Source organism: Gordonia sp. CPCC 206044 (assembly GCF_048537895.1).
GTDB lineage: Bacteria > Actinomycetota > Actinomycetes > Mycobacteriales > Mycobacteriaceae > Gordonia.
On the sequence record NZ_JBCLVL010000006.1, the window covers coordinates 99,899 to 125,009 of the forward strand.

Annotated in this window: 34 protein-coding genes; 20 read left to right on the forward strand and 14 right to left on the reverse strand. The window is 66.6% G+C overall.

Annotation, left to right across the window (positions count from 1 at the left end):
• The first annotated feature begins 95 nt into the window (after window positions 1-95).
• Entirely contained in the window at window positions 96-758 is a 663-nt protein-coding gene (gene bluB, locus AAFP35_RS11165) for a 5,6-dimethylbenzimidazole synthase (protein WP_419221657.1), read from the forward strand.
• Between the two features lie 17 nt (window positions 759-775).
• Window positions 776-1,312: a dihydrofolate reductase family protein gene (locus tag AAFP35_RS11170; protein WP_419221658.1), complete on the forward strand. Its 537-nt coding sequence runs from the start codon at window positions 776-778 to the stop codon at window positions 1,310-1,312.
• Window positions 1,313-1,395: 83 nt separating this feature from the next.
• Here the strand turns inward: AAFP35_RS11170 and katG are convergent, their stop codons facing one another.
• From katG to AAFP35_RS11195, 5 genes are all read right to left on the reverse strand, one after another.
• Window positions 1,396-3,630: a catalase/peroxidase HPI gene (gene katG / locus AAFP35_RS11175; RefSeq protein WP_419221659.1), complete on the reverse strand. Its 2,235-nt coding sequence runs from the start codon at window positions 3,628-3,630 to the stop codon at window positions 1,396-1,398.
• 36 nt (window positions 3,631-3,666) lie between these two features.
• On the reverse strand, window positions 3,667-4,110 hold the full coding sequence (locus tag AAFP35_RS11180; RefSeq protein ID WP_419221660.1) for a Fur family transcriptional regulator: 444 nt from the start codon (window positions 4,108-4,110) through the stop codon (window positions 3,667-3,669).
• Window positions 4,111-4,181: 71 nt separating this feature from the next.
• Window positions 4,182-4,406: a dodecin gene (locus AAFP35_RS11185; RefSeq protein ID WP_419221661.1), complete on the reverse strand. Its 225-nt coding sequence runs from the start codon at window positions 4,404-4,406 to the stop codon at window positions 4,182-4,184.
• Window positions 4,407-4,483: 77 nt separating this feature from the next.
• Window positions 4,484-5,371 carry an MBL fold metallo-hydrolase gene (locus tag AAFP35_RS11190; RefSeq protein ID WP_419221662.1) on the reverse strand — a complete coding sequence of 296 codons (888 nt, stop codon included), beginning with the start codon at window positions 5,369-5,371 and terminating at the stop codon, window positions 4,484-4,486.
• Window positions 5,372-5,375: 4 nt separating this feature from the next.
• The gene (locus AAFP35_RS11195) at window positions 5,376-5,504 is read right to left on the reverse strand and encodes a hypothetical protein (protein WP_419221663.1); all 129 of its coding nucleotides are present in this window, start codon (window positions 5,502-5,504) and stop codon (window positions 5,376-5,378) included.
• A 198-nt stretch (window positions 5,505-5,702) separates the two neighbouring features.
• Between AAFP35_RS11195 and AAFP35_RS11200 the strand changes: the two genes are divergently transcribed.
• On the forward strand, window positions 5,703-6,665 hold the full coding sequence (locus tag AAFP35_RS11200) for a hypothetical protein (RefSeq protein ID WP_419221664.1): 963 nt from the start codon (window positions 5,703-5,705) through the stop codon (window positions 6,663-6,665).
• Here the strand turns inward: AAFP35_RS11200 and AAFP35_RS11205 are convergent.
• From AAFP35_RS11205 to AAFP35_RS11225, 5 genes are read right to left on the reverse strand one after another with little or no spacing between them, the layout of a single operon-like run.
• Window positions 6,653-7,282 carry a TetR family transcriptional regulator gene (locus AAFP35_RS11205; RefSeq protein WP_419221665.1) on the reverse strand — a complete coding sequence of 210 codons (630 nt, stop codon included), beginning with the start codon at window positions 7,280-7,282 and terminating at the stop codon, window positions 6,653-6,655. The genes AAFP35_RS11200 and AAFP35_RS11205 overlap by 13 nt on opposite strands.
• Window positions 7,279-8,148, reverse strand: a complete 870-nt coding sequence (locus AAFP35_RS11210; protein WP_419221666.1) for an ABC transporter ATP-binding protein — start codon at window positions 8,146-8,148, stop codon at window positions 7,279-7,281. Before AAFP35_RS11210 ends, AAFP35_RS11205 begins: the two co-directional genes overlap by 4 nt.
• Window positions 8,145-8,978: an ABC transporter ATP-binding protein gene (locus AAFP35_RS11215; protein ID WP_419221667.1), complete on the reverse strand. Its 834-nt coding sequence runs from the start codon at window positions 8,976-8,978 to the stop codon at window positions 8,145-8,147. The genes AAFP35_RS11210 and AAFP35_RS11215 overlap by 4 nt, the downstream gene beginning before the upstream one ends.
• The gene (locus AAFP35_RS11220) at window positions 8,975-10,036 is read right to left on the reverse strand and encodes an ABC transporter permease (protein ID WP_419221668.1); all 1,062 of its coding nucleotides are present in this window, start codon (window positions 10,034-10,036) and stop codon (window positions 8,975-8,977) included. Before AAFP35_RS11220 ends, AAFP35_RS11215 begins: the two co-directional genes overlap by 4 nt.
• A gap of 48 nt (window positions 10,037-10,084) precedes the next feature.
• On the reverse strand, window positions 10,085-10,789 hold the full coding sequence (locus AAFP35_RS11225) for a TetR/AcrR family transcriptional regulator (protein WP_419221669.1): 705 nt from the start codon (window positions 10,787-10,789) through the stop codon (window positions 10,085-10,087).
• Window positions 10,790-10,948: 159 nt separating this feature from the next.
• On the opposite strand from AAFP35_RS11225, the gene AAFP35_RS11230 reads away from it, so the two are divergent.
• Complete coding sequence (locus AAFP35_RS11230) at window positions 10,949-12,172, forward strand: oxygenase MpaB family protein (RefSeq protein ID WP_419221671.1); 1,224 nt, start codon at window positions 10,949-10,951, stop codon at window positions 12,170-12,172.
• A 58-nt stretch (window positions 12,173-12,230) separates the two neighbouring features.
• Entirely contained in the window at window positions 12,231-12,668 is a 438-nt protein-coding gene (locus AAFP35_RS11235) for a VOC family protein (RefSeq protein WP_419221672.1), read from the forward strand.
• Window positions 12,669-12,696: 28 nt separating this feature from the next.
• Here AAFP35_RS11235 and AAFP35_RS11240 read toward each other — a convergent pair whose 3' ends face one another.
• Window positions 12,697-13,158 carry a hypothetical protein gene (locus tag AAFP35_RS11240; protein WP_419221673.1) on the reverse strand — a complete coding sequence of 154 codons (462 nt, stop codon included), beginning with the start codon at window positions 13,156-13,158 and terminating at the stop codon, window positions 12,697-12,699.
• Window positions 13,155-13,844 (reverse strand): RNA polymerase sigma factor, encoded by a 690-nt coding sequence (locus AAFP35_RS11245; RefSeq protein ID WP_419221674.1) that lies wholly within the window; start codon window positions 13,842-13,844, stop codon window positions 13,155-13,157. The genes AAFP35_RS11240 and AAFP35_RS11245 overlap by 4 nt, the downstream gene beginning before the upstream one ends.
• Before the next feature lie 93 nt (window positions 13,845-13,937).
• Here AAFP35_RS11245 and AAFP35_RS11250 point away from each other — a divergent pair, with 93 nt between their 5' ends.
• From AAFP35_RS11250 to AAFP35_RS11295, 10 genes are all read left to right on the forward strand, one after another.
• Window positions 13,938-14,438 carry an Asp23/Gls24 family envelope stress response protein gene (locus AAFP35_RS11250; RefSeq protein WP_419221675.1) on the forward strand — a complete coding sequence of 167 codons (501 nt, stop codon included), beginning with the start codon at window positions 13,938-13,940 and terminating at the stop codon, window positions 14,436-14,438.
• The gene (locus AAFP35_RS11255) at window positions 14,438-14,815 is read left to right on the forward strand and encodes a hypothetical protein (protein WP_419221676.1); all 378 of its coding nucleotides are present in this window, start codon (window positions 14,438-14,440) and stop codon (window positions 14,813-14,815) included. Before AAFP35_RS11250 ends, AAFP35_RS11255 begins: the two co-directional genes overlap by 1 nt.
• Window positions 14,808-14,990: a DUF2273 domain-containing protein gene (locus tag AAFP35_RS11260; protein ID WP_419221677.1), complete on the forward strand. Its 183-nt coding sequence runs from the start codon at window positions 14,808-14,810 to the stop codon at window positions 14,988-14,990. Before AAFP35_RS11255 ends, AAFP35_RS11260 begins: the two co-directional genes overlap by 8 nt.
• Entirely contained in the window at window positions 14,983-15,480 is a 498-nt protein-coding gene (locus tag AAFP35_RS11265) for an Asp23/Gls24 family envelope stress response protein (protein ID WP_419221678.1), read from the forward strand. The genes AAFP35_RS11260 and AAFP35_RS11265 overlap by 8 nt, the downstream gene beginning before the upstream one ends.
• A complete protein-coding gene (locus AAFP35_RS11270; protein WP_419221679.1) occupies window positions 15,477-16,094 on the forward strand; it encodes a DUF6286 domain-containing protein in 618 nt (205 codons plus the stop codon). The genes AAFP35_RS11265 and AAFP35_RS11270 overlap by 4 nt, the downstream gene beginning before the upstream one ends.
• A complete protein-coding gene (locus tag AAFP35_RS11275) occupies window positions 16,091-16,648 on the forward strand; it encodes a hypothetical protein (protein WP_419221680.1) in 558 nt (185 codons plus the stop codon). The genes AAFP35_RS11270 and AAFP35_RS11275 overlap by 4 nt, the downstream gene beginning before the upstream one ends.
• Before the next feature lie 92 nt (window positions 16,649-16,740).
• Complete coding sequence (locus tag AAFP35_RS11280; RefSeq protein ID WP_419221682.1) at window positions 16,741-16,938, forward strand: CsbD family protein; 198 nt, start codon at window positions 16,741-16,743, stop codon at window positions 16,936-16,938.
• Between the two features lie 136 nt (window positions 16,939-17,074).
• Complete coding sequence (locus AAFP35_RS11285) at window positions 17,075-17,539, forward strand: hypothetical protein (RefSeq protein ID WP_419221683.1); 465 nt, start codon at window positions 17,075-17,077, stop codon at window positions 17,537-17,539.
• Window positions 17,536-17,856, forward strand: coding sequence for a transcriptional regulator (locus AAFP35_RS11290; protein WP_419221934.1), 321 nt, complete (start codon window positions 17,536-17,538; stop codon window positions 17,854-17,856). Before AAFP35_RS11285 ends, AAFP35_RS11290 begins: the two co-directional genes overlap by 4 nt.
• 48 nt (window positions 17,857-17,904) lie before the next feature.
• Window positions 17,905-18,336, forward strand: a complete 432-nt coding sequence (locus tag AAFP35_RS11295; protein ID WP_419221684.1) for a PPOX class F420-dependent oxidoreductase — start codon at window positions 17,905-17,907, stop codon at window positions 18,334-18,336.
• A 9-nt stretch (window positions 18,337-18,345) separates the two neighbouring features.
• Here AAFP35_RS11295 and ilvD read toward each other — a convergent pair whose 3' ends face one another.
• Together ilvD and AAFP35_RS11305 are read right to left on the reverse strand one after the other, a co-directional pair.
• Window positions 18,346-20,112, reverse strand: coding sequence for a dihydroxy-acid dehydratase (gene ilvD / locus AAFP35_RS11300; protein ID WP_419221685.1), 1,767 nt, complete (start codon window positions 20,110-20,112; stop codon window positions 18,346-18,348).
• Between the two features lie 71 nt (window positions 20,113-20,183).
• Window positions 20,184-20,792, reverse strand: a complete 609-nt coding sequence (locus tag AAFP35_RS11305; protein WP_419221686.1) for a universal stress protein — start codon at window positions 20,790-20,792, stop codon at window positions 20,184-20,186.
• Window positions 20,793-20,960: 168 nt separating this feature from the next.
• On the opposite strand from AAFP35_RS11305, the gene AAFP35_RS11310 reads away from it, so the two are divergent.
• From AAFP35_RS11310 to AAFP35_RS11330, 5 genes are all read left to right on the forward strand, one after another.
• Window positions 20,961-22,118: a sensor histidine kinase gene (locus AAFP35_RS11310; protein ID WP_419221687.1), complete on the forward strand. Its 1,158-nt coding sequence runs from the start codon at window positions 20,961-20,963 to the stop codon at window positions 22,116-22,118.
• Window positions 22,118-22,822: a response regulator gene (locus AAFP35_RS11315; RefSeq protein ID WP_419221688.1), complete on the forward strand. Its 705-nt coding sequence runs from the start codon at window positions 22,118-22,120 to the stop codon at window positions 22,820-22,822. Before AAFP35_RS11310 ends, AAFP35_RS11315 begins: the two co-directional genes overlap by 1 nt.
• 75 nt (window positions 22,823-22,897) lie before the next feature.
• Window positions 22,898-23,368 carry a nitroreductase/quinone reductase family protein gene (locus AAFP35_RS11320; RefSeq protein ID WP_419221689.1) on the forward strand — a complete coding sequence of 157 codons (471 nt, stop codon included), beginning with the start codon at window positions 22,898-22,900 and terminating at the stop codon, window positions 23,366-23,368.
• A 135-nt stretch (window positions 23,369-23,503) separates the two neighbouring features.
• Window positions 23,504-24,559, forward strand: a complete 1,056-nt coding sequence (locus tag AAFP35_RS11325) for a hypothetical protein (protein ID WP_419221690.1) — start codon at window positions 23,504-23,506, stop codon at window positions 24,557-24,559.
• A 25-nt stretch (window positions 24,560-24,584) separates the two neighbouring features.
• Window positions 24,585-25,106 (forward strand): putative immunity protein, encoded by a 522-nt coding sequence (locus AAFP35_RS11330; protein ID WP_419221691.1) that lies wholly within the window; start codon window positions 24,585-24,587, stop codon window positions 25,104-25,106.
• The last annotated feature ends 5 nt before the right edge of the window (window positions 25,107-25,111 follow it).

The following is a 25,111-nucleotide window of genomic DNA, read 5'->3' on the forward strand; positions in this document are numbered from 1 at the left end:
GGCCACCGAGCGGCCAACCGGCCCGGTGCGTCGGCGCCCGGGGCGCGACGTCATCATGGTTGGTTGGATGAGCCGGGATCGAAAGAGGTGTGCTGGTGGATGTCTACGAGTCGATCGGTGCGCGCCGCGATGTCCGCAACGAGTTCACCGGGGAGATCGTCGACGAGGTGCGTTTGAACCGCGTACTCGGGGCCGCACACGCCGCGCCCAGCGTCGGAAACACCCAGCCTTGGGATTTCGTCGTGGTCCAGAATCCGTCGACGCTCGCCCGGTTCGCCGGACACGTCGCCGAGTGTCGTGAGGATTTCGCGCGTACGCTCCCGCCGGATCGGGCCGCCACCTTCGGCCCGATCGTGGTGGAGGGCATCGAACGGTCGGGGACCGGGGTGGTGGTGACGTTCGATCCCAGCCGGGGCGGCCGACACATCCTGGGGCGTCACACCATCGACGAGACGGGACGGCTGTCTGTCGGGCTGGCCATCGAGAATCTGTGGCTCGCGGCCACGGCGGAGTGCCTCGGGGTGGGCTGGGTGTCGTTCTACCGGGAGCCGTTTCTGCGTGAGCTGGTCGGGATTCCCGCGCCCGTCGAGGTGGTGGCCTGGTTGTGCCTCGGTCCGGTGACCGCGTTGCAGGCCGTGCCCGATCTGGAGCGGTTCGGTTGGCGCGGTCGCCGCCCGCTCGCCGACGTCGTGCATCGAGAATCGTTCGGCAGCGATGATTTTCCGGTCGAGGACCGGTCTACATTGCGACGACAATGAACGACAGGAGCCCGACAATGATCGCAGTACACGAGTTCATCTCGCTCGACGGTGTCTACGAGAACCCGACATGGACGATGCCGTTCGGATTCGATCCGGCGATGGGCGAGACGATCGGCGCGATCTGCGCCCGATCGACCCGAATCATGTTGGGAAGAAAGACCTTCGAGGCGTTTGCGCCGGCCTGGTCGACGAGGACCGCGGAGGACGATCCGGGTGCCCCGTTCTTCAACGAGACCGAGAAGCTCGTCGTCGCGGGCACCGAGCCCGCCGTCGAATGGCAGAACTCCACTGTCGTGGGCCCGTACGATCCTGCGACGATCCGTCGCATCAAGGACGAGACCGACGGCGACATCTACATCTCCGGCAGCGGCACCCTGGTGCGTGCGCTGCTCGCCGACGGACTCGTGGACGAACTGCATCTGTTCGTCTATCCGATCGCGTTGGGGTCCGGAGAGCGTTTCTGGTCCGATTCCGGCGAGCTGACCTTGCGGTTGCAGGCCAGCAACATCTACGACAACGGGGTGGTCCACCTCAACTACGGGCCGGCCTAGCGACACCTCCTGTCGCGCGCCCCGGGCCAGACGACGGTGCCCCCTTCCCGAGCGGGAAGGGGGCACCGTCGTGACAGGAGAACTCAGGCCAGATCGAAACGGTCGAGGTTCATCACCTTGTCCCATGCGGAGACGAAGTCCTTGACGAACTTGTCCTTCGCATCGTCCTCGGCGTAGACCTCTGCGTAGGAACGCAGTTCGGAGTTGGACCCGAACACGAGATCGGCACGCGTGCCGGTCCAGCGATCTGCACCGCTGGTCCGGTCCTTGCCGATGTAGGTGCCGTCATCGGCCGGCGAGGCCTTCCACTCGGTGCCCATGTCCAGGATGTTGACGAAGAAGTCGTTCGTCAGCTGTCCCGGCTTGTCGGTGAGCACCCCGTGCGTGGAGCCCTGGTGATTGGCACCGAGCACTCGCAGTCCGCCGACGAGGACGGTCAACTCGGGGGCCGAGAGGGTCAACAGATTCGCCTTGTCGACGAGCAGGTACTCCGCCGACAGCGGAAGGCCCTTGCCCTCGAAGTTGCGGAACCCGTCGGCCCGCGGTTCCAGATATGCGAACGACTCGACATCGACGGAATCCTGTGTCACATCCGTGCGGCTCGGGGTGAACGGCACCGAAACCTCGGAACCGGCGTCCTTGGCGGCCTTTTCGATGGCTGCGACACCACCGAGGACCACCAGGTCGGCAAACGAGACCTGGGCGCCCGGCTCGGCGTTGAAGGACTCCTGGATCTTCTCGAGGGTGCTGATCACCTGGGCGAAGTCATCGGACTTGTTCGCCTCCCACGACACCTGCGGTTCCAGGCGGATCCGACCGCCGTTCGCGCCGCCGCGGAAGTCGCTGCCACGGAACGTCGATGCGGCCTTCCATGCGGTCGAGACCAGCTGGGGCACAGTCAGTCCCGACGCCAGGATCTGCGACTTTAGCGAATCGATGTCCGCGTCGGAGATCACCGCGCCGTCCTGAGCGGGTACATTGTCCTGCCAGCCATAGGTCTCCGACGGAGCCAGCGGGCCACGGTAGCGGATGGCCGGACCCAAGTCGCGGTGCAGCAACTTGAACCATGCCTTCGCGAACTCCTCGGCGAGCTCCTCCGGGTGATCGAGCCAGCGTCGGGTGATCTTGCCGTACTCGGGATCGAACCGCATGGTGAGGTCGGTGGTCAGCATCGACGGATGGGTCTTGCCCTCGCCGAATGCATCGGGCACCGAGTTGGCCCAGCCGCCGTCCTTGGGCTGCCACTGGTTGGCACCGGCAGGACTCTTGGTGAGTTCCCATTCGTTGCCGTAGAGGATCTCCAGGAAGCTGTTGTCCCACTTGGTCGGCGTGTGCGTCCAGGTGACCTCGATGCCGCTGGTGATGGCGTCCGCCCCGACGCCACTGCCCTGCGGATTACGCCAGCCGAGACCCATCTCTTCGAGCGGGGCGGCCTCGGGCTCGGGGCCGACGAGGTCGGCGTCACCGTTGCCGTGCGTCTTGCCGAAGGTGTGTCCACCGACGATGAGCGCCGCGGTCTCGACGTCGTTCATCGCCATCCGGCCGAACGTGTCGCGGATGTCCTGTGCGGCCGCCAAGTAGTCCGGATTGCCCTCGGGCCCTTCGGGGTTGACATAGATCAGGCCCATGGTCGTCGCGGCGAGCGGGTTCTCGAGTTTGCGCTCGCCCGAGTAACGCAGGTTGGTGCCCAACCACTCGGCCTCGGCGCCCCAGTAGACCTCTTCCGGCTCCCACTCGTCGACACGGCCGAAGGCGAATCCCTTGGTCTTGAATCCCATGTCCTCGAGGGCGACGTTGCCGGCGAGGACCAGGAGGTCGGCCCACGAGAGGGCCTTGCCGTACTTCTTCTTGACCGGCCACAGAAGACGGCGCGCCTTGTCGAGGCTGACGTTGTCGGGCCAACTGTTCAGCGGCGCGAAGCGCTGCATCCCGGTACCCGCACCACCACGGCCGTCTTCCACGCGGTAAGTGCCCGCGGCGTGCCACGACATACGGATGAACAACGGGCCGTAGTGGCCGAAATCGGCGGGCCACCAGGGCTGCGAGTCCTTCATCACTGCTTTGAGGTCGGCGACCAATCCGTCGACGTCGAGGCCCTCGAGCGCCTTGTCGTAGTCGTAGCCGGGGTCCTGCGGATTGATGACGTCGGGGTTGTGGGCGAGGATCTTCAGATTCAGGTGCTCCGGCCACCAGTCACGGTTGCCGCCGCCCTCGGTGGGGGACTTGATCCGGAAGGGGCAGCCGCCTTCCCCCGGTTCGGTGTTCGCCTCGGCGATCGGGGGATGCTCAGATGCCTGGGCGGGGTTTTCCTCGGTCACGACATTCCTTTCGGGAGTGGGTGATTCGGGCTGTGATCACGGATGTGATCCCGAAGCGGGAGAGGTCGCGCAGTCTGCGCACAGACCCCAATAGATGACCTCGGCCTCATCGAGGACGAAGCCGTTGTGTTCCGACGGCGTGAGGCATGGCGCCTGTCCGACGGCACAGTCGACGTCGGCGATGATCCCGCAGGACCGGCAGACGACGTGATGGTGATTGTCGCCGACACGTGACTCGTAGCGAGCCACGTGACCGGACGGTTGGATGCGCCGCACCAGACCAGCAGTTGTCAAGGCGCGCAACACATCATAAACCGCCTGGCGCGAGACGTCGGGCAGTCCGGAACGGACCTGCCCGACAATCGTCTCGGTATCGGCGTGGGGGTTCGTGCTCACGGCTTCCAGTACCGCGACACGCGGGCGGGTGACCCGGAGGTCGGCCCCGCGCAACTTGTCGGCGTACTCGCTGTGTGACGGCACCCACCCAATATGGGCCGTTTTCTGGACTCAGTCAAGTCTTTGCCGCGAATTGGGTCGAACGTCGGTGCGGATCAGTCGATCGAGTCGCTCGGTTCGATCCGGAATCCGACCTTGAGGGTCACCTGAGTGTGGGCGACGGTGCCGTCGACGACATGACCGCGGGTTCCGACGACCTCGAACCATTCGACGTTTCGGGTGGTCTGGGCGACGCGCGCAATGGCATTGGCGATGGCAGCGTCGGTTCCGTCGGGGGAGGAGCCGACGACCTCGATGACTCGATATGTGTGCTCGCTCATGGCCCGATCCTTCCACGCTGACCACCGGCGTCGGGCCGATTTGCCCAGACCTGGGTGAGGCATATGGGTATCGTCGGTCAGGTGCGGTGGAAGAGGCCGTCGTCGGTACCGATCACCTGACCATGCCGGATGAGCCTGCGCAGATGCAGCTCGGCCGTACGGGTCTCCACCTGATCGACGAATCCGAGGTCGACGTGGGGGCGGTAGACGAGTCGATGGGCGACGATGTCCGCGATCGTTCGTGGCCGGTCGAGCAATGCCAGCAGTCGTTCGTCGCGACGGTGTATCACCGCGGCGTAATCGTCGAGACGGCGGCGCAGTTCACCGGCGCCAGCGATCACACCCTTCTGATGAAAGGTTCCGTACCACCGGGCATCGACTTCCCGGACCCGGTCGATGGAGGTCAGATAGTCGTCGAGGCTGCTGCCCACATCGCCGTACATCGGTCCGAACGAGGTGAGGTCGATGTCGGCGATGTAGAAGAAACCGGTCGGCTCCACCAGGACGCCGCAGTGGCCGGCCGTGTGGCCCGGCAGGTGGACGACGGTCGCCGTCACGTCGCCGAGGTCGAAGACGTGGTCGGCGTCGACACCGATCGCGTCGGGGAAGCCGTCGGGCAGGTCGAATTGGTTGCCGATCTCGGACTCGACGAGGGCTCGATCGTCGCGGCTGAGGCCGTACCCGTCGATCAGCACCTCCAGGGACCGGACCGCCGCGACGTCCGCGGTGTGGGTGTGGATCGGCGCGTGGAAATGTTTCACACCGGCGATGTGATCCTCGTGGGCGTGACTGATCATCACTCCGTCGGCGCCGATCGGATCGTGATCGACCTCGGTGGACGGGTCGATCACCAACGACGCCGACGACCCGTTCACCACGACGGTGTTGCCGTACGGGAACGCGCCGCCGTGCTCGGAGGCCAGAACCGTCACGTGTTCGTAGTTCTCTGCCCGAAGACCCGACACGACGTCACACCGCCAGATCGCGGACCGCGGGCGCCGACGTGATCTGTCCGCGACGCAGCACGTTGCGGTCACGTGGTGGATTCGTGTCGGCGGCGTTCGGGCCCACGAACGCGCGCGAGGTACGGGCGGACATGTACCAGAGGTTAGGTCATGGCCGGCTCGCCCGCGGAGACCGCGTCAGGTCGCCGAACCGGAGATCGATGACCGGGTTGCGCCTAGGCTGACCGAAGGAATGCTCGGCGGACGTGTCAGGAGGACCACGATGGCCGGATGGCCGCGGGCGGCGATCGGTGCGACCTGCGCGCTCGACCCCCGCGCGGGCGGCTGAGCGATGGCCGATCTCGACGATGTCGCCGACGAACTCTACGGACTGGCTCCGTCGGACTTCGTGGCGCGCCGTAACGCGGCGGCGCGACAGGCGCGCAGCGACGGCGCCCGTGACCTCGCCGCGGCGATCACGGCATTGCGACGTCCGACGCAGTCGGCGTGGGCGATCAACCAGTGGGTCCGTCGTCATCCCGACGAACTCGACGAACTCCTCGATCTTGGTTCGGAACTCGTTGCTGCGCAGCGGAAATCCTCGTCGGAGCGACTTCGCGAACTGGCCGGTCACAGACAGCAGGTGGTGACGGCGGCGGTGGCATCGGTCCGCGGTGAGGCCGCCGACCGTGGGATTCGACTGTCGGACTCTGCGTTGCGGGATGTCACCCAGACCTTGCGTGCCGTTCTGGCCGACGAGGAGGTCTCCGCGCAGGTGCGCAGTGGACGGCTCGTCGCCCCGACCGAGTACAGCGGTTTCGGACCAGCCGGTGTCTTCGTGGTCCCTGAGCCGGTCGACGCAGAAGAGGCCGACGCAGAAGAGGGGGACGCAGAAGAGGTGGACGCAGAACGGGTCGACTCCGACCGGGCGGCCGTTGCCGATGACGGCGCCGACGGTGACGACCTGCAGGACAGCAGGGCCGCCGACGCAGCGTCTGTCGAGGCCGCGCGTGCCGAACTCGCGGCGGCGCAGGCGGCCGTCCCGGCCGCGGAATCCGGTGCGGAGGGGGCCGCCGAGTCGGTGAGCAACGCGCTTGCCCGCGTCGACGAACTGAGCGTCGACGCCGACCGCCTGCGGGCCGAACTCGCACGCAGCGAACATGCCCTTCGTTTCGCGCGTAAGCAGGTTGCGACCGCCGAAGACGAACATCGGGCCGCGCAAGAGCGACTGGAAGCGGCACGATCGGCGGTCCTCGAGGCGCGTCGGCGCCTGGAGGCGCTCGCACCCGGCACACATGGGCGTCAGCGTCGCTGAGGTTCGCCGAGTTCGCCGGGATCAATTGACCCGGACAGGTAGTGGTCGATGACCGGTCCCACCCGCCGCGCCAGATCGTCGAGATCGGCCGCTGCCATGTCGGGCTGGACGAGGACGTGCCGCATCATGGCGAGGCCCAACATTTGTCCCGCGACCAATGCGAGCCGTAGATCTCGATCGTCGCCCCCGACGAGGTCACCGAGCGCGGTCTGGGCGAGGCCGAGATAGAACGCGCGCATCCGTTCGGCGATCTCGTTGTGGGTCATCGCAATACGCAGGAGCGCGACGGCACGATCACGCCGCGGTCCGTCGTCTTCCCAGACATGAAGGGCCCGCCTGGCGAACTCCGTGCCGGGGTGTGGGCCGTGGTCGGCGAGGCCGGCGAAGATGGTTGCCGGGTCGATGTCGGGCCGCAGCGCCTCGACGACCAGCGCGTCCTTCGTGCCGAAATAATGGTGGATCAGCGCGGTGTCGACGCCGACGCGGCCGGCGATCGCCCGCATCGTCGTCCGTTCGAATCCGCTCTCGGCGAAGAGTTCTCGCGCCGCGTCGAGGATGCGGTCGCGATTCGCGGCGCTCGCCCCGAGCCGGGGTCGCCCGCGGGCGCGGGCCGTCACGTCCCGGTCGCCTGCTTGGCGAGAACGAGCATACGTTCCTCGATGGTCGCAGGCACCGGTGTGACCGTTGCGGGGATGTGTGCCTCGGCCAGGATGCGCTCGAGTTTGCCGGGCGCGGTGTCGGCCACCCGGATTGCGCGGCCGGACAGGATGACCGGTACGCCTGCCGCGTTGAGCGCCGCGAAGGCCGACGCCCAGTCGTCGGTGTGCACGGCGACGGCCTCGGTGTCACCGATGATGTCGGATTCGCTGCCGTGACCGACGAGCCGTCCCGCCGCCATGAGCAGCAGACGATCGCATTCCTGGGCCTCCTCCATGTAGTGCGTGGTCACCAGCACGCCGGCCCCGCGATCGGCCTCACCGCGGATGGTGTCCCAGAGACGCGCTCGTGACAATGCGTCGACACCGGACGTCGGTTCGTCGAGTACCAGCGCGGCGGGACTGTGGCACAGCGCCGCCAAGAAGGCCACCCGCCGCTGGGCCCCCAGGGGCAACTCGCCGACCAACGTGTCCGCCTGCGGCATCAGGTCGGACGGGAGGTTCGGTGCCGCAACGCGATAGGTGCCTGCGGTGAATCCCAGATTCTCGGCGACGGTGAGGTCGCGGTACAGACCCAGGTTCTGTGGGACGTAGCCGAGCCGGGCGCGGCGGCTGCGGTCCGGCGGGCCGTCGAACAGGGTGACCGCTCCCTTGGTCGGCGTGAGCAGGCCGAGGAGCATTCGGATGAGGGTGGTCTTGCCCGCGCCGTTCGCGCCGAGAAGACCCACGACCTCGCCGGCGCCCACGTCCATCGTGACATCGTCGACCGCGGTGAACTCCCCGAAGCGTCGCGTCACCCGGTCGGCGCGAATCACTCCGGCGCTCACCGGTCGGCCCCGGTGGTCAGTTGCCTCCGCAGCGACAGCGCGATCACGATGTCCTCCAAGTCCGGCGCACCGATGGCTTGCACGTTCTGATCCGGTTGCGATCCGGGTGGCCAGTATTCGTGGCGCTCGCGACCGCGACGCCACGACCATTCGGCTCGGACCGGATCGGGTCCGTGGGTCACGGTGCCGTCGAAGCCGTCGCGTACATCGTCGAACGATCCCTGGGTCAATATGTGACCGTCGTCGAGGATCACCAGGTGTGCGGCCCGTTCGGCCTCGTCGAGGTAGGTTGTCGACATGATGACCGCCGCACCGTCCGCGGCCGTCTCGGAGATCATGCGCCACAGATCGATTCGGCTGACCGGATCGACACCGGTGCTCGGTTCGTCGAGGATCAGCAGGGTGGGGCGGTGGATCATCGCCATCGCCGCGGCGAGCTTACGCCGCATGCCGCCGGACAGCGCGGCCGCGACGCGATCGGCCGCGATCGCGAGACCGGCGCGCTCGATCATCGCCTCACGTCGTTCGGTGAGTTCGGGGCCCGAGAGACCATAGATGCCGGCGACGAAGTCGAGATTCTCCCGGACGGTCAGGGCGGCCCAGCTGCCCGGACCTGCGGGCAGGTAACCGATATCGGATTTGGACGGCGAACGCAGAATGCCGGAATCGAGTGCGACCTCACGTGCCAGCGCGCGCAACATGGTGGACTTGCCTGCGCCGTCGCCGCCCACGACCGCGACGATGCGGCCGTCCGGGATGTCGACGGTGACGTCGGCGAGGGCGACGGTGTCGCCGAATCGTACTGTGGCCGAACGGATCGACGCGCTCATGCCGGGTCGCTGACGTCGTCGGTGGTGGTGGTCGAGCGCGGCGCGTTGGGTGCCAGATCGTGTCGGAAACGCATGGTCGCACCGGTGAAGACCACGACCGCCATCGCCGCGAGCACCACGAGTGGCAGCCACAACGACGAGATCGGTGCCGCACGCAGCATCACGCCCTGGGAGATCATCGTGAAATAGGTCAGCGGCAGGAGATATCCGATCCATCTGACCCCGGCAGCCATCGCATCGAGCGGGAAGATCATGCCGGACAACAGGATCTGCGGCAACAGGAAGAAGAACGCGGTCTGGATCGCTTGGCCGACCGTCTGCGAGATGGTCGAGATGAGGACTCCGAGACCCAACACTACGAACAGGAATAGTGCTGCACCCAAGGCGAACACGAGGACGTTGCCGGTGAACGGCACCCCGAACAGCAGCATGCCCAGAACGGTCACCACGATCATGTCGACGGCAGCCAACAGGAAATACGGCGCGATTTTGCCGAGGATGACCTGACTGGGCTTGATGGGCATCACCGCGAGTTGTTCGAGGGTGCCTGCTTCGCGTTCACGGACCAGTCCGATGCTCGTGACGATGGTGCCGATGAACGTCAGGATCAGGCCGATGATCGCCGGCACCATGACCCACGACGTCTTGAGGTCGGGGTTGAACATCACATCGGTGTTGACGTCGCCTCCGGCCTTGTTGAGGACCGACACCGTCGACTGCGCGGCGAAGAGGTTCGAGCCGTCGACGAGCGCTTCCACAGGTGCGGGTCCGGACTCGCCGGTCACCAGGACGACATCAACGGTGTTCTCGCGCAGCAGCATCTCACCGTCTGCGCGGTTCTGCGCGGCGTCGGTGTGGGTCACGTCGAAATAGTCGGGCAGCCCGGCCGCGATCTGCGCGGCCTGCGGACCGATCACCGCCGTCTTGGTCGACGACACATAGAAGTTCGCTGCGTACCCGAAGACGACGAGCAACAGCAGAGGCAGAACCACCAGCAGTGCGAGGGTTCGGCGGTCGCGCCGAAGCTCGCGGAATTCCTTGATGATCATCGCGCGCATGCCGGCAGGGTAGCCCCGCGGCGGATGCGAATTTCATCGTTTGATGAATTACGGTCGAGCGGGATTTCCCCTCGCAGGCTCACCGTCGGGGGCGACATGTCCCGGGTCGAGCATCGGAACCAGGAATTGCCTTGCCACGCAAGCCAGTTGGTCTTCATCGGAAAGGTCGACGAGCTGGCTGGGGATGGTCAGGAACGACGCGGAGATCCGCACCATCATCTCGGCGACCAGATCGACATCGAGGTCGGGGGAGACGTTTCCGGCGTGCTGCTCACTGCGGAGTTGTCCGGCGACGAACTGTCGAACGGTCGCCACCATGCCGCCGTTCTCGTCGATCAGTGAACCGACGAACAAGGACAGGTCCGACTCGAGCAGCCCGGCGATCAGCGGATTCTGCGATATGACCCGCAGTGAACTCACGAATCCCACGACCACTCGATCGGCCGCGGTGGTAGCCGGACGGACGTCGTCGAGGAACTGCGTGAAATAGCGCCGGAATTCCCGGACGACGAGTTGTTCGACGAGTGCGTCCTTGGTGTCGAACTTGCGGTACAGCGTGATCCGTGAAAGGCCTGCGCGCCGGGCGACCTCTTCCATCGACGTCCGTTGGATGCCTGATCGGCAGAACAGGTCGAAGGCGGCGTCGAGAAGGCGTGCGCGGGTCTCGTCGGCGTCGTCGGTGGACTCCAGCGCATCGATGTAAGCCCGTTCGAGCAGGGATCTGCCGGTGGGCGTGGGTGATGCGGGATTCATCGACACCTCCTGAAGCTATCCGATCCTGTCGCGGCGTCAATGCCGCATTCTTTCGCCGAACTGCTTGTGAGGGCCGTCACAACGTGATAGGCATGATGCAATGAAACAAAATCTGTTTCATTGCATCAATACTAGCGGAGATGGTCGGGAGCAGCGGAAATGGAAGACGTCAGTAGGCGGGGGTTACTGAAGGCGAGTGGGGTCGTCGGTGCGGCGGGCGCGGCGGCGCTGGTGGCGCCGGCGACCCCGTGGACATGGTCGCCAGCCCAGTCGGTGCCGGGTTACGGGAGCGGCACGAATCCGCGCGAGGTCTGGGACGAGGAGGCCGACCCGGTCATCGCACGTCTGCTCGACCGTGGGGAGATCCCGAAGGTCAACAGTCTCCTGCGGGGGTGGACAAAGAACGGTCAGCCGTTGCCTGCCGGGCTGCCCACCGAATTGCGTGACTTCATGGAGCATGCGCGTCGACTTCCGGCCTGGACCGATCAGGACAAGCTCGGTGCGGCCGTGAAGTTCAATCAGAAGCGCGGCACGTACCTCGGTGTCCTGTACGGCTTTGCCAGCGGCATGATGAGCACCGTCATCCCCAAGGAGGCGCGAGCCGTCTACTACTCGCAGGGTGGCGCGGACATGAAGGACCGCATCACCAAGACGGCAAAGCTCGGTTACGACATCGGCTCGCTGAACGCGTATGCACCTGACGGCGAGATGATCGTCACCTGCCTCAAAACGCGAATGGCCCATGCAGCTGTTCGGCACATCCTCCCCGGGTCGCCGTGGTGGAAGCACTCGGCAACCGAAGAGGTGCCGATCAGTCAGGCCGACATCATGGTCACCTGGCACAGCCTGCCGACGACGGTCATGCGCAATCTCCAGAAGTGGAAGGTGCCCATCGCGCCCGACGAGTCCGCGGGCTTCCTGCACTCGTGGCAGGTCACCGCGCACATGCTCGGAGTGGAGGACCAATACATCCCGAAGTCCTGGGATGCTGCCGATGGGCAGGCGCAGCAGGTGCTCGACCCGATCCTGGCGCCCACCACCGAGGGCAAGAAGCTCGCCGACATCTTGCTCGATCTCGGCATGAACCTCGACCTGTCGTTGCTCAGCAGGCCGGTGTTGGGTGCGCTCACGCGGTTCATGCTCGGAGATCGCATCGCCGACTGGTTGGCGATCCCGCGCGAGCCGGTGTGGACGCCACTCCTGGAGACGGCATGGGGCCCGTATGTGGCGGTCCGCGAAGGGCTGCTGAACGTCGGGATGCCGAAGGAGGCGTACTGGCTCTTCGACGAGTTCCTCCGCCAGTTCGTGCTCTTCTACATGTCCGAGCTGCGGATGCCGATCAACATCACCATCCCGGCGATGAACAATCCGCACTACAGCTGATCGTCCGAAACCGCCGAATGCGGACCCTGATGGTCCTCGATCCGTGCCATCGTGAGGCATGGCTGCAGAAATTCAGGTGACATTCGATTGTGCTGACCCGGCAGGGTTGTCGGCCTTCTGGGCCGACACCCTCGGGTACCGACTGCAAGACCCGCCGCCCGGCTTCGATTCCTGGGATGCTGCGCTCGACGCGATGGGGATCGCGCCGGAGCGGCGGAATGATGCGTCGGCGATCATCGATCCCGACGGGGCCGGGCCACGGCTGTTCTTTCAGCGCGTGCCCGAGGGCAAGACCGCGAAAAACCGTGTCCACCTTGATGTGCGGGCGGCACCAGGCCTGCAGGGCGCCGACCGCATGTCCGCGTTGGAAACCGAGTGCGAACGGTTGGTCGGTCGGGGGGCCACGCGGCTGCGGCGCTTCGATCCGGATCTGCCACTGCAACTCGGCACCATCGTGATGACGGACCCGGAGGGCAACGAGTTCTGTCTCGACTGATCAGCGTTTCCACCCGAGAATGGTCGGCTCACAGCCATTCCCGGGTGTACACGTCTTGCCAGCGCACCGAGATGTTCCGGCGCGCTGCTGCGCTCGCGTTCTCGCCGACGGTGTCGAACAGCACCGTGTCGACCACGTCGCGAACACGGTCGGACATCTCGCGCAGATCGTCGGCGTAGCGGGCGATGAGCCCCACCCGGACCCCGTCGATGTCCTCGCCCTCACCGTCGACCGACGCGAACACCGCGAGCCGGCCCAGCTCGCGACGTATCCGGATCGCGATCAGCTGTTTGACGATGCGGTCGGTGACCCGGATGCCGGGGGAGTCGGTGGCCAGGGCGCGCGCCGGCCTGCGGGTACGGCCCAGGCCCGCGGAAATGGAGCTGATAAGCCGCTCGACGTCGCTGTCGGGTTCGTCGATCTGCCGTCCGGCCTCGACCAGCCAGGCGTCCGTGTCGTCGGCGGCGTCATCGACGTAGATGTCGTTCATGCCCGTCCTCCTCTCGCGGCTGTGGTCTGCGGTTCCCCGATCGGCGTGTCGCCGGCAGCCGCCGGTGGCGCAGAGCCGCTCCCGGGCCGCCACGGGGACAGCCGAGTCGACAGGAACTTGCGGCTGCGCTGCAGATGCCCGCGTACCGAGCCGGTGCTGATCTGCAGGATCCGCGAGATCTCCTCGAGCGAGAGGCCCTCCACTTCCTTCAGCCACCACGCCGCACGCGAGGTGGGCGGCAGATTGCCGAGTTCCGAGCGGAGCGCCTCGATCAGCGTCGACCGCTCGACCTCCTCAGCCGGTAGGGGGCCGGGATGGGCGAGGTCGGCGAACTGCTCGTCGTCGGCGGGCACGTCTCGCCGTTTGCGCCAGTGGTCGACGGTCTTGCGGTGCGCGATGGTGAACATCCACGTGCGGAACGAACTCCGGAAACCGAAATCGGGCAGACCTTTCCAGGCGTGCAGAAGCGTCTCCTGCGCCAGGTCCTCGGCAATCTGCGGATCGGCGACCATGCGGCGCAGATAACGCAGCAGAACCGGCGACATCCGGTGGACGAGAACGCCGAACGCCTCTTCATCACCTACCGCCGCGGCAGCCGCCAGATGGTCGTCGGTCAGTTCGCCGAGCGACAATCCGGTGCTGTGACCGGGATTACGCGAATCGCCGCGTGCACTTTCGCTGTCCACTACGACTGACTCTATACACGGCCCGCGTGATCCGGCGATGAGTTCGCCGGGAGACCGGTCCGTGACCGTCGTCAGTAGAACTAGGGAGTTCACATGTCCGATACCGCTACCACGACCACGGGCCCGAGCGAGGCAGTGTCGAGCACGGTCGGCGCGGACACCACCGGTACCGGGCGTGCGCTCGCCCGACGCGACCGCGCCGACGGCGCGGGCGAGCGCGGCCGCACCTCGATCGCCGACACGGTCGTCGCCAAGATCGCGGGTATCGCGACTCGCGAGATCGATGGTGTGCACGACGTGGGTGGTACCACCGAGCGTGCCGTCGGCAAGGTCCGAGACGTATTACCCGGTGCGTCGGCCAACACCACCCAGGGCATCGATGTGGAGGTCGGGGAACGGCAGGCCGCCGTGGACGTGTCCGTGGTCGCCGACTACGGGGTTGCTATTCACCAGCTCGCCGCGGCCATCCGACGCAACGTGATCACCGCCATCGAGCAGATGACCGGACTGGAGGTCACCGAGGTCAACGTCACCGTGCACGACATCAACTTCGGCGACGACGACAACGGTTCCGACACCCCGCGCGTGCAGTGATGACCGAACAGTCGCCGGTCTCGTCGGCCGCCGATCCCGACGCCGGTCAAGGTAGTCGCTCGCTGGCCGAGCAGGTTGCTGACGCTGTGCTCGCGGTGCCCGGTGTGACCGGATTGCACGGCGGGCTGTTCGGGGAGGTCGCGACCTATCTGCCCGGCGGCCGCGTCAGTGGCGTCGCACTGTCGGACGACCACGGCGAGGTTCACCTCGTGGTGGGTCTCGACCAGGATCTCCGGTCGGTCGCCGAGGACGCGCGGGACGCGGCAGAGCGGCTCACCGGATCTCCGGTCAGTGTCACGATCGAGGACATCAGTACTGGCGGAAACGATTCCGCCGACGCGGGGGATGACGAACCGGAGGAGAGAAACCATGAGTAGCAACGCGGCCCTCGGGCTCATCGCCGGCATCCTGCTGGCCATCGCGGGCATTGCCGGTGGTTTCGGCGGCTTCGTGCTCGCCATCCTGCTCGGCATCGTCGGACTGGCACTGGGCCTGCAGCGCGACGGTGCCATCGACTTCGGCGCATTGCTGCGGAGCAAGAACCGTGGCTGAATCGGCTACTGTCGCCCGAGGCGTCGGATCCGTCGATCCGGGCCCGACCGGGACCGTCGTGGCGTCGTCGGATGGACCGGCCGGTGCGTTGGTGATCGCCGATCGGGTCGGGGAGAAGATCGCCGCCCGTGCCGCCCTCGACATCGACGGAGTCGTCGAGTATCAGGGGTCGATCGGTTCCTTGCTCGGCGGCTCGACTCCGGGACGGGCATTGGTCGGCGGAGACTATCCGAACGCGAAGGTCGCGATGTCCGAGTCCGCACCGCGGGTGTCGGTGAACATCGCACTGTCGTGGCCGTGCGCGGTCGCCGAGGTGTGTCAACAGGTTCGCGCTCACGTGGCGGGCGAACTCGCCCGGCTGGCCGGCATACGGCCTTCGCGAGTGGATGTCGCTGTGTCCCAGATTGTTCCGCGTGCGCAGGCGGCTCGGCGGAACAAGGGTTTCATCGAGATCGCCGGACCCGATGGTGAACCGGGAGAGGAATCATGAGTCAGACAGTCGCGGGCCGGGCGCAACGCCCGTCCGCCACCGACGAGACGGTGGCCACCGGGACCGCCGACACCACCTCGGGAAAGGTCTTCGCGCCTGCGGCCAATCCGGGTGCGGCGATCGTCGGCACGGTGCTCGGTATGGCCTTCGCGGCCCTCGCCGTGATCGCGGTGCGCGACCTCATCGTGCGGGCGGGCTGGCTGGGCGGCGAGGGGTGGCTGGCCGCTGCGGCCCGGTGGGTCGCGGACCTACGCTGGTGGGCCTGGATGTGGCCTGCGGCGATCGCCGCCGTGATCGTGGGATCGATGTTTCTGTGGCTTGCGGTCGCCCCGCGCAAGCGCACCCACCTGAGCCTTGCCGGCCACCAGGTGATGTGGACTCGACGTGGCGACGTGGCCCGGCGATGCAGCGCAGTGGTTTCCGAACTCCCGGGGGTTGAACACGCCACGACCGTCGTTGGCCGTCGAACGGTGAAGGTGACCGTCGCCGCGCGTGCCGAGGTAGGCGAGCCGACCGCCGTACGCGCCACCGTCGACGACGTCGTCTCCATCCTCGAGAAGCCCTTGCGCTCCAAGGTCAAGATCGTCGATCGACACGGAGGAGGCGTCCGATGAACCACGGACCAGCGGCCGTGCACCGGATCACGGTGGGACTCATCGGAGTCATGCTCCTCGTGGTCGGGGCCGGCGCCATCGCCTGGCGTGCCGGGGCCGAGCCGATCGTCGGCTGGATCGATCGGGTCGACGGGGATGCGATCGTCCGCTTTGCCGACGGGCCGTGGTGGCCGGTGGTACTCGTCGCGATCGTGGTCGTCGCCCTCGTGTGGGGCACGCGGCTCGTCACCGCGTCCATCGCGCCCGGCAGTGTCGACGACCTGATCCTCGATGGCAGCGGCGCCGACGGCGCCCTGACTGTGCCGCCGAAGCTGATAGCCGGTGCCGTCGCCGAAGATCTCAAGGGGCACACCATGTTCGACCGGGTGGCGGTGAAGGCGCTCGACGATCGGAACCGCAAGATCATCCGGCTGACGGTGACCACACGGCCCACTCGCTCCTATGCCGAGATCGCGAAGGTCGTCGGTGACGCCACCGATGCCGTCCGTACCGCAGTCGACGGTTCCGACATCCATGTGCAGGCGCTCGTGCACCTGGAGAATCCCAAACGCTGACAACGCATCCAGCGGGGCAGCGTCAATCCGAAACAGCGCGCCGGTGCAACCTGCGCCGATGCGTCCTCACAAAGAAAGAGAAGGTGGCGAGAATGGGACTCGACGACAAGATCTCGAACAAATCCGAAGATCTGAAGGGCAAGGCCAAGGAAGCCGCAGGCAGTGCGACCGGTGACGACCAGCTCGAGGGCGAGGGCAAGGCCGATCAGGCATCGTCGGCGCTCAAGGACGGTGTCGAGGATGTCAAGGACGCCGCGACCAAGATCAAAGACAAGCTGACCGGCAACTGATCGCCGGTGGCGAGAAGGGTGCGGTCCGGGCGTGTGCCCGGGCCGCACTGTTTCGCCGCGCCGACCCGAACCGGTTGACTTTCCTGCTTGGAAAGTTCACCATTACTTTCCAACTAGGAAAGTGAGGTGGATCGTGATGGCAGACATGACTCCGGATCAGGCTCGCGAGGCGCTGGCGGCCGCCGACGGGGCACGTCAACGCGTTGCCGACGAGGTCGGCTTGCCGCGCACGTACTGGTGGGTGATGGCCGCCGCGTGGGTGATCCTCGGTGTCCTCGGAGACCTGGGTCCCGCCTGGCTGGCGACGGTCGCCACCATTGTCTTCGCGGTGGGTCATTCGGCCGCGGCGGCGCGACTGCTCAACGGCCGACGACGCACCCCTCGTCTGCAGGTGCGTGCCGACGTCGCCGGTCGGCGTGTGCCGGCTGTGGTGATCGGCATGCTCATCGCCCTGGTCGCCTTGACGATCGGAGCGGCGCTGCTACTCGCCGCCGACGGTGCGGAGCACGCGGCGATCTGGGCGGCGGTCATCGTTGCCGCGATCGTCGGTTTCGGTGGCCCGGAGATCTTCCGCACGTTGTGCCGGTGGGCGCGGATATGACCGTCGAGGGCTTCGACGAACTGATCCATCCGAGCACCCGCCTGTCGCTGGTCGCCACGCTCGCCGCCGTGGACTGGGCTGAGTTCGGTTATCTCAAAGAACAATTGACGCTCTCGGATTCGGCGCTGTCCAAGCAGCTCTCGACGCTGGAACAGGCCGGCTACCTGGTCACCGAACGCCGCCTCACCGGTCGTCGGCGCACCGTACGCGCCCGGCTGACCGCGACCGGGCGTGAGGCATTCACGGCGCACATCGCGGCGTTGCAGGCGATCGTCGCGAAGTCGGTGCCCGACGACTCTGTCCGCGACGAGACATGAACGATCTCGCACCGGAATGACGTCGGAGCCCGTGGGGTTGGCATGGTCATGACTGACACCGACTACGACCCACGCACCCTCATCGCCGACAGCACGATCGGCGTCCTGGCCACCATCAAGGCAAACGGACTCCCACAGCTCTCACCGGTCACCGTCGTGTACGACCGCGACGCCGACGCGATCTTGGTGTCGATGACGCAGGGACGGGCGAAGACCGCGAACCTCCGGCGCGACCCGCGGGCAGCGATCGAGTTCACCAGCCCGGACGGATACACCTGGGCGACCGCGGAAGGATCGGTGACCCTGACCGGGCCGGGGACCGATCCAGACGGGCCCGAGGTGGATGCGCTCGTCGAGTACTACCGGCGTGGGGCCGGGGAGCATCCGGACTGGGTCGAGTACCGCCAGGTCATGGTCGACGACCGGCGGGTGCTGATGACTCTCGACATCAGCCGTGTCTACGGCGCCAAGCTGCGCTGACCGGACCGGTCAGCCGCAGACGGCACCCCGCGACGCCGACGTCACCAGCTTCGAGTACTTGGCCAACACCCCGCGCGTGTAGCGCGGCGGCAACGGGGTGAATCCGGTTGCGCGTCGAGACAATTCGTCGTCGTCGACGAGGAGGTCGAGTGTTCCCGACGCGACGTCGAGACGGATCCGGTCACCGTCGCGGACGTGAGCGATCGGCCCACCGTCGACGGCCTCGGGCGCGATGTGTCCGACACACAGTCCGGTGGTGCCACCGGAGAACCGACCATCGGTCATCAGCAGGACGTCCTTGCCGAGCCCGGCGCCCTTGATGGCGCCGGTGATGGCCAACATCTCTCGCATGCCGGGGCCTCCCTTCGGGCCTTCATAGCGGATCACCACGACGTCGCCCGCGGTGATGGTCCCGTCCTCGAGCGCGTCCATTGCGGCGCGCTCTCGGTCGAAGACCCGGGCGACACCCTCGAACACATCGGAGTCGAAACCCGCCGACTTCACCACGGCGCCCTCGGGTGCGAGCGATCCCCGGAGGATGGTGATCCCGCCGGTGGGGTGGATCGGGGAGGAGATCGCGCGCAGGACGCGCCCATCAGGATCGGGTGGTGCGATGTCGGACAGATTCTCGCCCACCGTCTTTCCCGTCACGGTCAGACAATCGCCGTGGAGGAGGCCGGCGTCGAGCAGAGCCTTCATGACGACCGGCACGCCGCCGATCCGGTCGACATCGGTCATCACGTGGCTGCCGAACGGTTTGACGTCGGCCAGATGCGGCACCCGCGACCCGATGCGGGAGAAGTCTTCCAGGGACAGTTCGACGTCGGCTTCATGTGCGATGGCCAACAGGTGCAGCACCGCGTTGGTGGAGCCCCCGAACGCCATCACCACGGCGATTGCGTTCTCGAACGCTTCCTTGGTCATGATGTCGCGGGCGGTGATGCCCCGCCGCAGCAGGCCGACGACGGCCTCCCCGCTTTCGCGGGCATAACGATCGCGTCGACGGTCGGGTGCCGGAGGGGCGGCACTTCCGGGGACGGACATACCGAGAGCCTCGGCCGCGCTCGCCATCGTGTTCGCCGTGTACATGCCACCGCAGGCCCCCTCGCCCGGGCAGATCGCGCGTTCGATGGTGTCGACATCCTCGCGGCTCATCAGGCCACGAGCACACGCACCGACGGCCTCGAAGGCGTCGATGATGGTGACCTGGCGTTCGCTCCCATCCGACAGAGTGGCAAAGCCGGGCAGCGTCGAGCCCGCATAGAGGAAGACGTTGGCGAGGTCGAGGCGTGCGGCAGCCATCAGCATGCCCGGCAACGACTTGTCGCAACCGGCCAGGAGTACCGAGCCGTCGAGGCGTTCGGCACTCATCACGGTTTCCACGCTGTCGGCGATCACCTCACGCGAGACGAGTGAGAAATGCATTCCCTCGTGGCCCATGGAGATTCCGTCGGACACCGAGATCGTGCCGAACTGCAACGGATAGCCGCCGGCAGCGAAGACTCCCTCCTTGACCGCTGTCGCGAGGCGATCCAATGAGAGGTTGCACGGGGTGATCTCGTTCCACGACGATCCGATGCCGATCTGGGGTTTCGCCCAATCGTCGTCGCCCATGCCGACCGCGCGGAGCATGCCGCGTGCTGCCGTCTTCTCCAGACCGTCGGTGACGTCGCGGCTGCGGGGTTTGATGTCGGCGCCTGACCGCGCGTCACCGGTGAGGGTGTCATCGGCGAGGGTGTCATCGGTGGAGCCGGGGCTGTCCGCTCGTGTTCCCATGTTGGCCACGATAGAACGATCGGAACCGTTTCGGGCCGATCCACCCCTCCGGTGTACGCGGACCGGAACGCTCAGACCCCCATCGGACGGGCCACCGTCCGCGGGAAGGCCGGCCGGTGCAGGCGCGGCCGAACGTGGCGACGCACCGCGACGTCGGTGTGCGTACGGCCGTTGGTGGCCACCATGCCCACACCGTCGGGCAAGGCACGGGCAATGCGTCGGGTCTGGCGGCTAGGACGGTCGCCACTCATGCCCACGACGGCCACGGACGCGTGATGGTCGGCGACAGCGCTCGCGAGGGCACGCACCGGGTCGGCCTCGATCGCGATCACCTCGACGTCGGGTATGTGCGCCGCACGGGCGCACTCCTTGGCCCGGCGCATGAGCTCGGACAGCTCGGCGCCCTCGGAGAGCAGGTAGGCCTCGCTCTTGAGGGTGTCGTGCATGAACGTCGACTTGTCGGGGGCATGCACCTTGTTGACGGCACACACGATGACGACGCCGTGGTGGGGATTCACGATCCCGCGTCCCACGGCCTCGATCGCCAGCCGGGACGCCGGGGTGCCGCTGTATCCGATGATCACCTCCGCGTGCGGCGATGACGGTGCCTTTGTCGATGTCGTTGCCGTTGTCGATTCCCGCCGTGATCGATGGATGCGGGTCAGCTGTCCTGATGTCATGGTCCTCGCCTCGCTCCGATGGTTGATCGATCCCGTGACATCGACGCTATGGGCGGGCGCGGCCGCGATCTCCAAGCCGCAGAACGAGCCGATCTCCACCCACGGTTGGAGGCAGGTCTCCGCCCGGGACATGATGCGATCGGCGCAAGTCGGCCTATCCTTGTGTCGGTGAGATCGCTCGCGAGGATCGTGAAACGCCGGCTTGAACGGGTCGGCGGAGGGTACCCGCCGCTCTATCCCGCGGTCATCTTGTCGGCGATGGTGGCGGTGACGGTTGCGAGTGTCGCCCAGCGCCTTCCGATCGAACCACCGTGGTGGGCACTGTTCGGCTTGGCGGTCGCCGTCATGTCGCTGGCGACCGATCTGTGGTGGGCGCCCAGTCGGGTGCCCTGCACGCTGTTCGCGATGGTGGCAACCGGTTTGATGCTGATGGACCCGGTGCCGGCAGACGTGGCGCCCTTGCTGTTGGTCCTGACGACCGCCACCGTCGCCGCAATGGAACGGCTCGCGGTGGGGCTCACCCTGGGCGCCATGTCGATGGCGCTGGTGATCGTCGCCGGCTATGCGGGGCACCTGCCGACCGCGGGGGTGTACGCACTCGCGATCGCGTGCGGGTGGCTCCTCGGATACATGGTGTTGAACCAGAAGCTGTTGGCGGAGAACGCGGTCCGCGCCCAGCGGGAGCGGGCCGACCGCGCCGCCGCCGAAGAGCGGCGCCGTATCGCGCGCGAGATCCACGACGTCATCGCACACTCGCTGTCCATCACGATGCTCAACGTGACCGGTGCACGGCGAGCACTGCAGGAGGGGGCGACGGACGAGGCGGCCGACGCGCTCGGCGACGCCGAACAACTCGGTCGGCAGGCGATGACCGAGATCCGCTACATCGTCAAGATCCTCGGCTCGCAAGACGAGCCCGCCGCACCCACACCCGGGGCCACCGACATCGATCGCCTGGTGGCCGACTATCGCAAGGCGGGGGTTGCAGTGTCACTCGAGGTCGACGGCGACATGACCGTGATCCCCGGTCCGGTCGGCTCGGCGCTGTACCGGATCACCCAGGAGTCACTGGCCAACGTGGTCAAACACTCCCGTCAGCAGTGTGCGTCGGTGCGGTTGTCGACCGGAAGCGACATCGTGTTGTGCGTGCAGAATCCGATAGCGCAGCCCGTGGGGCGGCCCGGCGACGACGGCTCGGGGGTCGAGGGCATGAAGCAGCGGGCGCAGTTGCTCGGTGGCGTGGTGGATGCAGGCGGCGGGTCGGGGTCGTGGACTGTGCGAGCGGTGTTCCCCGCCGGTGTGCTGAGCGAACAGCGGGCTGGCTGATGTCGACGACACGGCCCGTGGGGGCGACCGCGACGCCGATCCGCGTGCTGCTCGTCGACGACCAGGAACTGGTGCGGACCGGGCTGCGGCGCATCCTCCGGCCTCGCGACGGCTTCGACATCGTGGGCGAATGCGGTGATGGCAGTGAGGTTCTCGACGGCGTCGCAACCTCGGCGCCGGACATCATCCTCATGGATCTGCGGATGCGTAACGTCGACGGCATCACCGCCACCGCGAGTGTGCGGACCCTCACGCAGCCACCACCGGTCCTCGTCCTGACGACCTTCGACGACGACCAACTCCTCTCGGCGGCCCTGCGGGCCGGCGCTGCCGGATTCATCCTCAAGGACTCGCCCGCCGAAGCGTTGATCTGGGCGGTGCGGGCAGTGGTGACCGACGGTGCTTTCCTCGATCCTGCGGTGACCGAACGTGTGTTGACCGGGTTTCGCCGGTCGGTACCCGAACCTCGCGAAGCCGGTGCCAACACGCTCACCGAACGCGAATCCGACGTGCTGCGGTTGATCGCCAAAGGACTCACGAACATCGAGATCGGTGCCTCGCTGCACATCTCGGAGGTGACGGTGAAGAGTCACGTCAACCACATCTTCACCAAACTGGACCTGCGGGATCGAGCGGCAGCAGTGATCTACGCCTTCGATCACGCACTCGTCCAGCCCTCGACGCGGCCACACGAGTTTCGATGAGCCTCGTCGGCGACGGCGACAATTCCACGGGCGACACATCCACGACGAGACATCCACGACGACAGGAGAACCGAGATGGCATCAGACGGGACCGCCAAGGTCGGCGCGAAGCCAGACTGGTTGGTGGCAACCGGAGCGTGGCTCCTGGAGAACGGGCACCGCCTGCTGCTCACGGTGACCGGTGGGCGATTTCCCACATCGATGCTCGGCATGCAGGTGGTCGAGCTGGAGACCATCGGCCGCAAGTCCGGCCTTCCGCGAAAGACGTTGCTGTCGAGCCCGATCAACGACGCGGGACGGGTCGTGGTGATCGCATCGAAGGGCGGATACCAGGACGATCCGCAGTGGTACAAGAATCTGGTGGCCAATCCCGAGGTCAAGATCCACCTCGACGGTGAGGTCCTCGACATGCGAGCGCGCACGGCGACCGGCGAGGAACGTCGTGCGTTGTGGCAGCAGGCCGTCGCCACCTACCGGGGATACGCGGGTTATCAGAAGAACACGAACCGCGAGATCCCGGTCGTCGTCTGTGAGCGGACCAACTGAACCGCTCCAATCCCGCGTTCTCAATTTCGGAGAGTGTGATTTCCGAAAATGATCACAAGGCCGGGCCGCGGCGGGCATGCTGGAGCCGACGCCGTCCGTCCGCGGCGTCCTGTGCCACGAGCGGGAGGGGAACCGGTGGAGAATCTGCGTGTCATCCAGTGGACCACGGGCAAGGTCGGCAAGCTGAGTCTGCGCGGGATTCTCGACGATCCGCGACTCGAACTGGCGGGGGTCTACGCGTACTCGGCCGACAAGAACGGCGTCGACGCGGGGGAGTTGTGTGGACGGCCCGACACCGGTGTGGCGGCCACCGACGACATCGACGCGCTGATCGCAACCAATGCCGACATCGTGCTCTACACGCCCTTCATGGCTGACCTCGACCATGCGGTCCGCTTGCTGGAGAGCGGCCTCGACGTGATCAGCACCAACCTGTTTCTCAACGTCGGCGGCATCCAGGGTGAAACCCGGTCGCGACTGGCCGCCGCATGCGAGCGCGGCAACAGTTCGCTCTACATCACCGGGATCAATCCGGGGTGGATCAACCAGATGGTGACCGCGATGACCGCGGTCTGCCGTGACGTCCAGAAGGTGTCGATCTTCGAATCGGCGGACGTCTCGGTCTACGAGTCCGCCGAGACATGGCAGGCGCTCGGTTTCACCCTGCCCGAGGCTTCTCCCGAGGTGATCGAGATGGCGAAGCTGTGGCTGAGCACCTTCCGCGACTCGGTGCAGCGCATGGGCGTCGCGTTGGGTTTCGAACTCGACGACATGGAGTTCTTCATCGAGCATCAGACCGCTTCGGAGAACGTGGATCTGGGATGGCTACAGATCGAGAAGGACACCATCGCCGCCATGCGCGCGGGATGGAACGGAATGGTCGGCGGAAAGACCGTGCTGCAGTCGAACGTCGCGTGGTACCTGACCACAAAACTCAACGGGGACTGGACATTCGACGACGACCACTATCACATCGTGATCGACGGAGAGCCCGAGGTGCAGACGCGCATCCGGTTCGTCCCTCCCGACCACTGGGGCAACCACGAATGGGACATCATGACCGCGATGCCTGCGGTCAGTGCCGCCTTCGCGGTGTCGTCCGCGCCTGCCGGAATCCTCACCCTGAAGGACGTGGGCCTGCCCAGCGCACCCGCCGGGGTGTGGTCGACCGACCGTCGCGTGCCCGCCTGATCGGCCGCGCCATGTCCGGGCAGTCGTGATCCTCCCGCGCGAGCGTGATCCGCGACTGGTCACCATTCGTCGTGGTGGCACGTTGACCGACGCCGATCACCATCGCCTCGCGCTGTGGGCGGCCGACTGTGCGGAGCACGTGCTCTACCTGTTCGAACGTGAACAGCCGCATGATCGGCGGCCGCGGGAGGCGATCGAGTACATCCGGGCGTGGGTGCGCGCAGACGTGACGATGACGCAGTCGCGCGCCGCCGGAGGACATGCGATGGGTGCCGGTCGGCCTTTGCGCGGTGCACCACGACACGCCGCATACGCCGCGGGCCAGGCTGGAGCGGTCGCGCATGTCGCCGCCCACGATCTCGGTGCCGCGGCCTACGCGATCAAGGCTGCCGTCGCCGCCGCACCGCTGGGACAGGGAGAGCAGGCGCGAAGACGAGAATGCCGGTGGCAGCGAGCCCGGCTCCCCGTGGAGATTCGCGCGTTGGTGCTCGATGATCAGCGAGCACGCAACGACATCTGCTGGTCGGTGTTCGACGTCGACGAGTGAGAGCG

Coding starts and splice junctions, on each gene's coding strand:
- AAFP35_RS11195 (WP_419221663.1), bottom strand. CDS start 5,504: ATGTCCGCCCGTACCTCGCGCGCGTTCGTGGGCCCGAACGCCGCCGAC.
- AAFP35_RS11240 (WP_419221673.1), bottom strand. CDS start 13,158: ATGAACGACATCTACGTCGATGACGCCGCCGACGACACGGACGCCTGG.
- AAFP35_RS11285 (WP_419221683.1), top strand. CDS start 17,075: ATGGCAGACATGACTCCGGATCAGGCTCGCGAGGCGCTGGCGGCCGCC.
- AAFP35_RS11200 (WP_419221664.1), top strand. CDS start 5,703: ATGGCCGATCTCGACGATGTCGCCGACGAACTCTACGGACTGGCTCCG.
- AAFP35_RS11170 (WP_419221658.1), top strand. CDS start 776: ATGATCGCAGTACACGAGTTCATCTCGCTCGACGGTGTCTACGAGAAC.
- AAFP35_RS11295 (WP_419221684.1), top strand. CDS start 17,905: ATGACTGACACCGACTACGACCCACGCACCCTCATCGCCGACAGCACG.
- AAFP35_RS11235 (WP_419221672.1), top strand. CDS start 12,231: ATGGCTGCAGAAATTCAGGTGACATTCGATTGTGCTGACCCGGCAGGG.
- AAFP35_RS11305 (WP_419221686.1), bottom strand. CDS start 20,792: ATGACATCAGGACAGCTGACCCGCATCCATCGATCACGGCGGGAATCG.
- AAFP35_RS11275 (WP_419221680.1), top strand. CDS start 16,091: ATGAACCACGGACCAGCGGCCGTGCACCGGATCACGGTGGGACTCATC.
- ilvD (WP_419221685.1), bottom strand. CDS start 20,112: ATGGGAACACGAGCGGACAGCCCCGGCTCCACCGATGACACCCTCGCC.
- AAFP35_RS11220 (WP_419221668.1), bottom strand. CDS start 10,036: ATGCGCGCGATGATCATCAAGGAATTCCGCGAGCTTCGGCGCGACCGC.
- AAFP35_RS11225 (WP_419221669.1), bottom strand. CDS start 10,789: ATGAATCCCGCATCACCCACGCCCACCGGCAGATCCCTGCTCGAACGG.
- AAFP35_RS11260 (WP_419221677.1), top strand. CDS start 14,808: ATGAGTAGCAACGCGGCCCTCGGGCTCATCGCCGGCATCCTGCTGGCC.
- AAFP35_RS11280 (WP_419221682.1), top strand. CDS start 16,741: ATGGGACTCGACGACAAGATCTCGAACAAATCCGAAGATCTGAAGGGC.
- AAFP35_RS11250 (WP_419221675.1), top strand. CDS start 13,938: ATGTCCGATACCGCTACCACGACCACGGGCCCGAGCGAGGCAGTGTCG.
- AAFP35_RS11215 (WP_419221667.1), bottom strand. CDS start 8,978: ATGAGCGCGTCGATCCGTTCGGCCACAGTACGATTCGGCGACACCGTC.
- AAFP35_RS11230 (WP_419221671.1), top strand. CDS start 10,949: ATGGAAGACGTCAGTAGGCGGGGGTTACTGAAGGCGAGTGGGGTCGTC.
- AAFP35_RS11270 (WP_419221679.1), top strand. CDS start 15,477: ATGAGTCAGACAGTCGCGGGCCGGGCGCAACGCCCGTCCGCCACCGAC.
- AAFP35_RS11255 (WP_419221676.1), top strand. CDS start 14,438: ATGACCGAACAGTCGCCGGTCTCGTCGGCCGCCGATCCCGACGCCGGT.
- AAFP35_RS11315 (WP_419221688.1), top strand. CDS start 22,118: ATGTCGACGACACGGCCCGTGGGGGCGACCGCGACGCCGATCCGCGTG.
- AAFP35_RS11320 (WP_419221689.1), top strand. CDS start 22,898: ATGGCATCAGACGGGACCGCCAAGGTCGGCGCGAAGCCAGACTGGTTG.
- AAFP35_RS11290 (WP_419221934.1), top strand. CDS start 17,536: ATGACCGTCGAGGGCTTCGACGAACTGATCCATCCGAGCACCCGCCTG.
- AAFP35_RS11185 (WP_419221661.1), bottom strand. CDS start 4,406: ATGAGCGAGCACACATATCGAGTCATCGAGGTCGTCGGCTCCTCCCCC.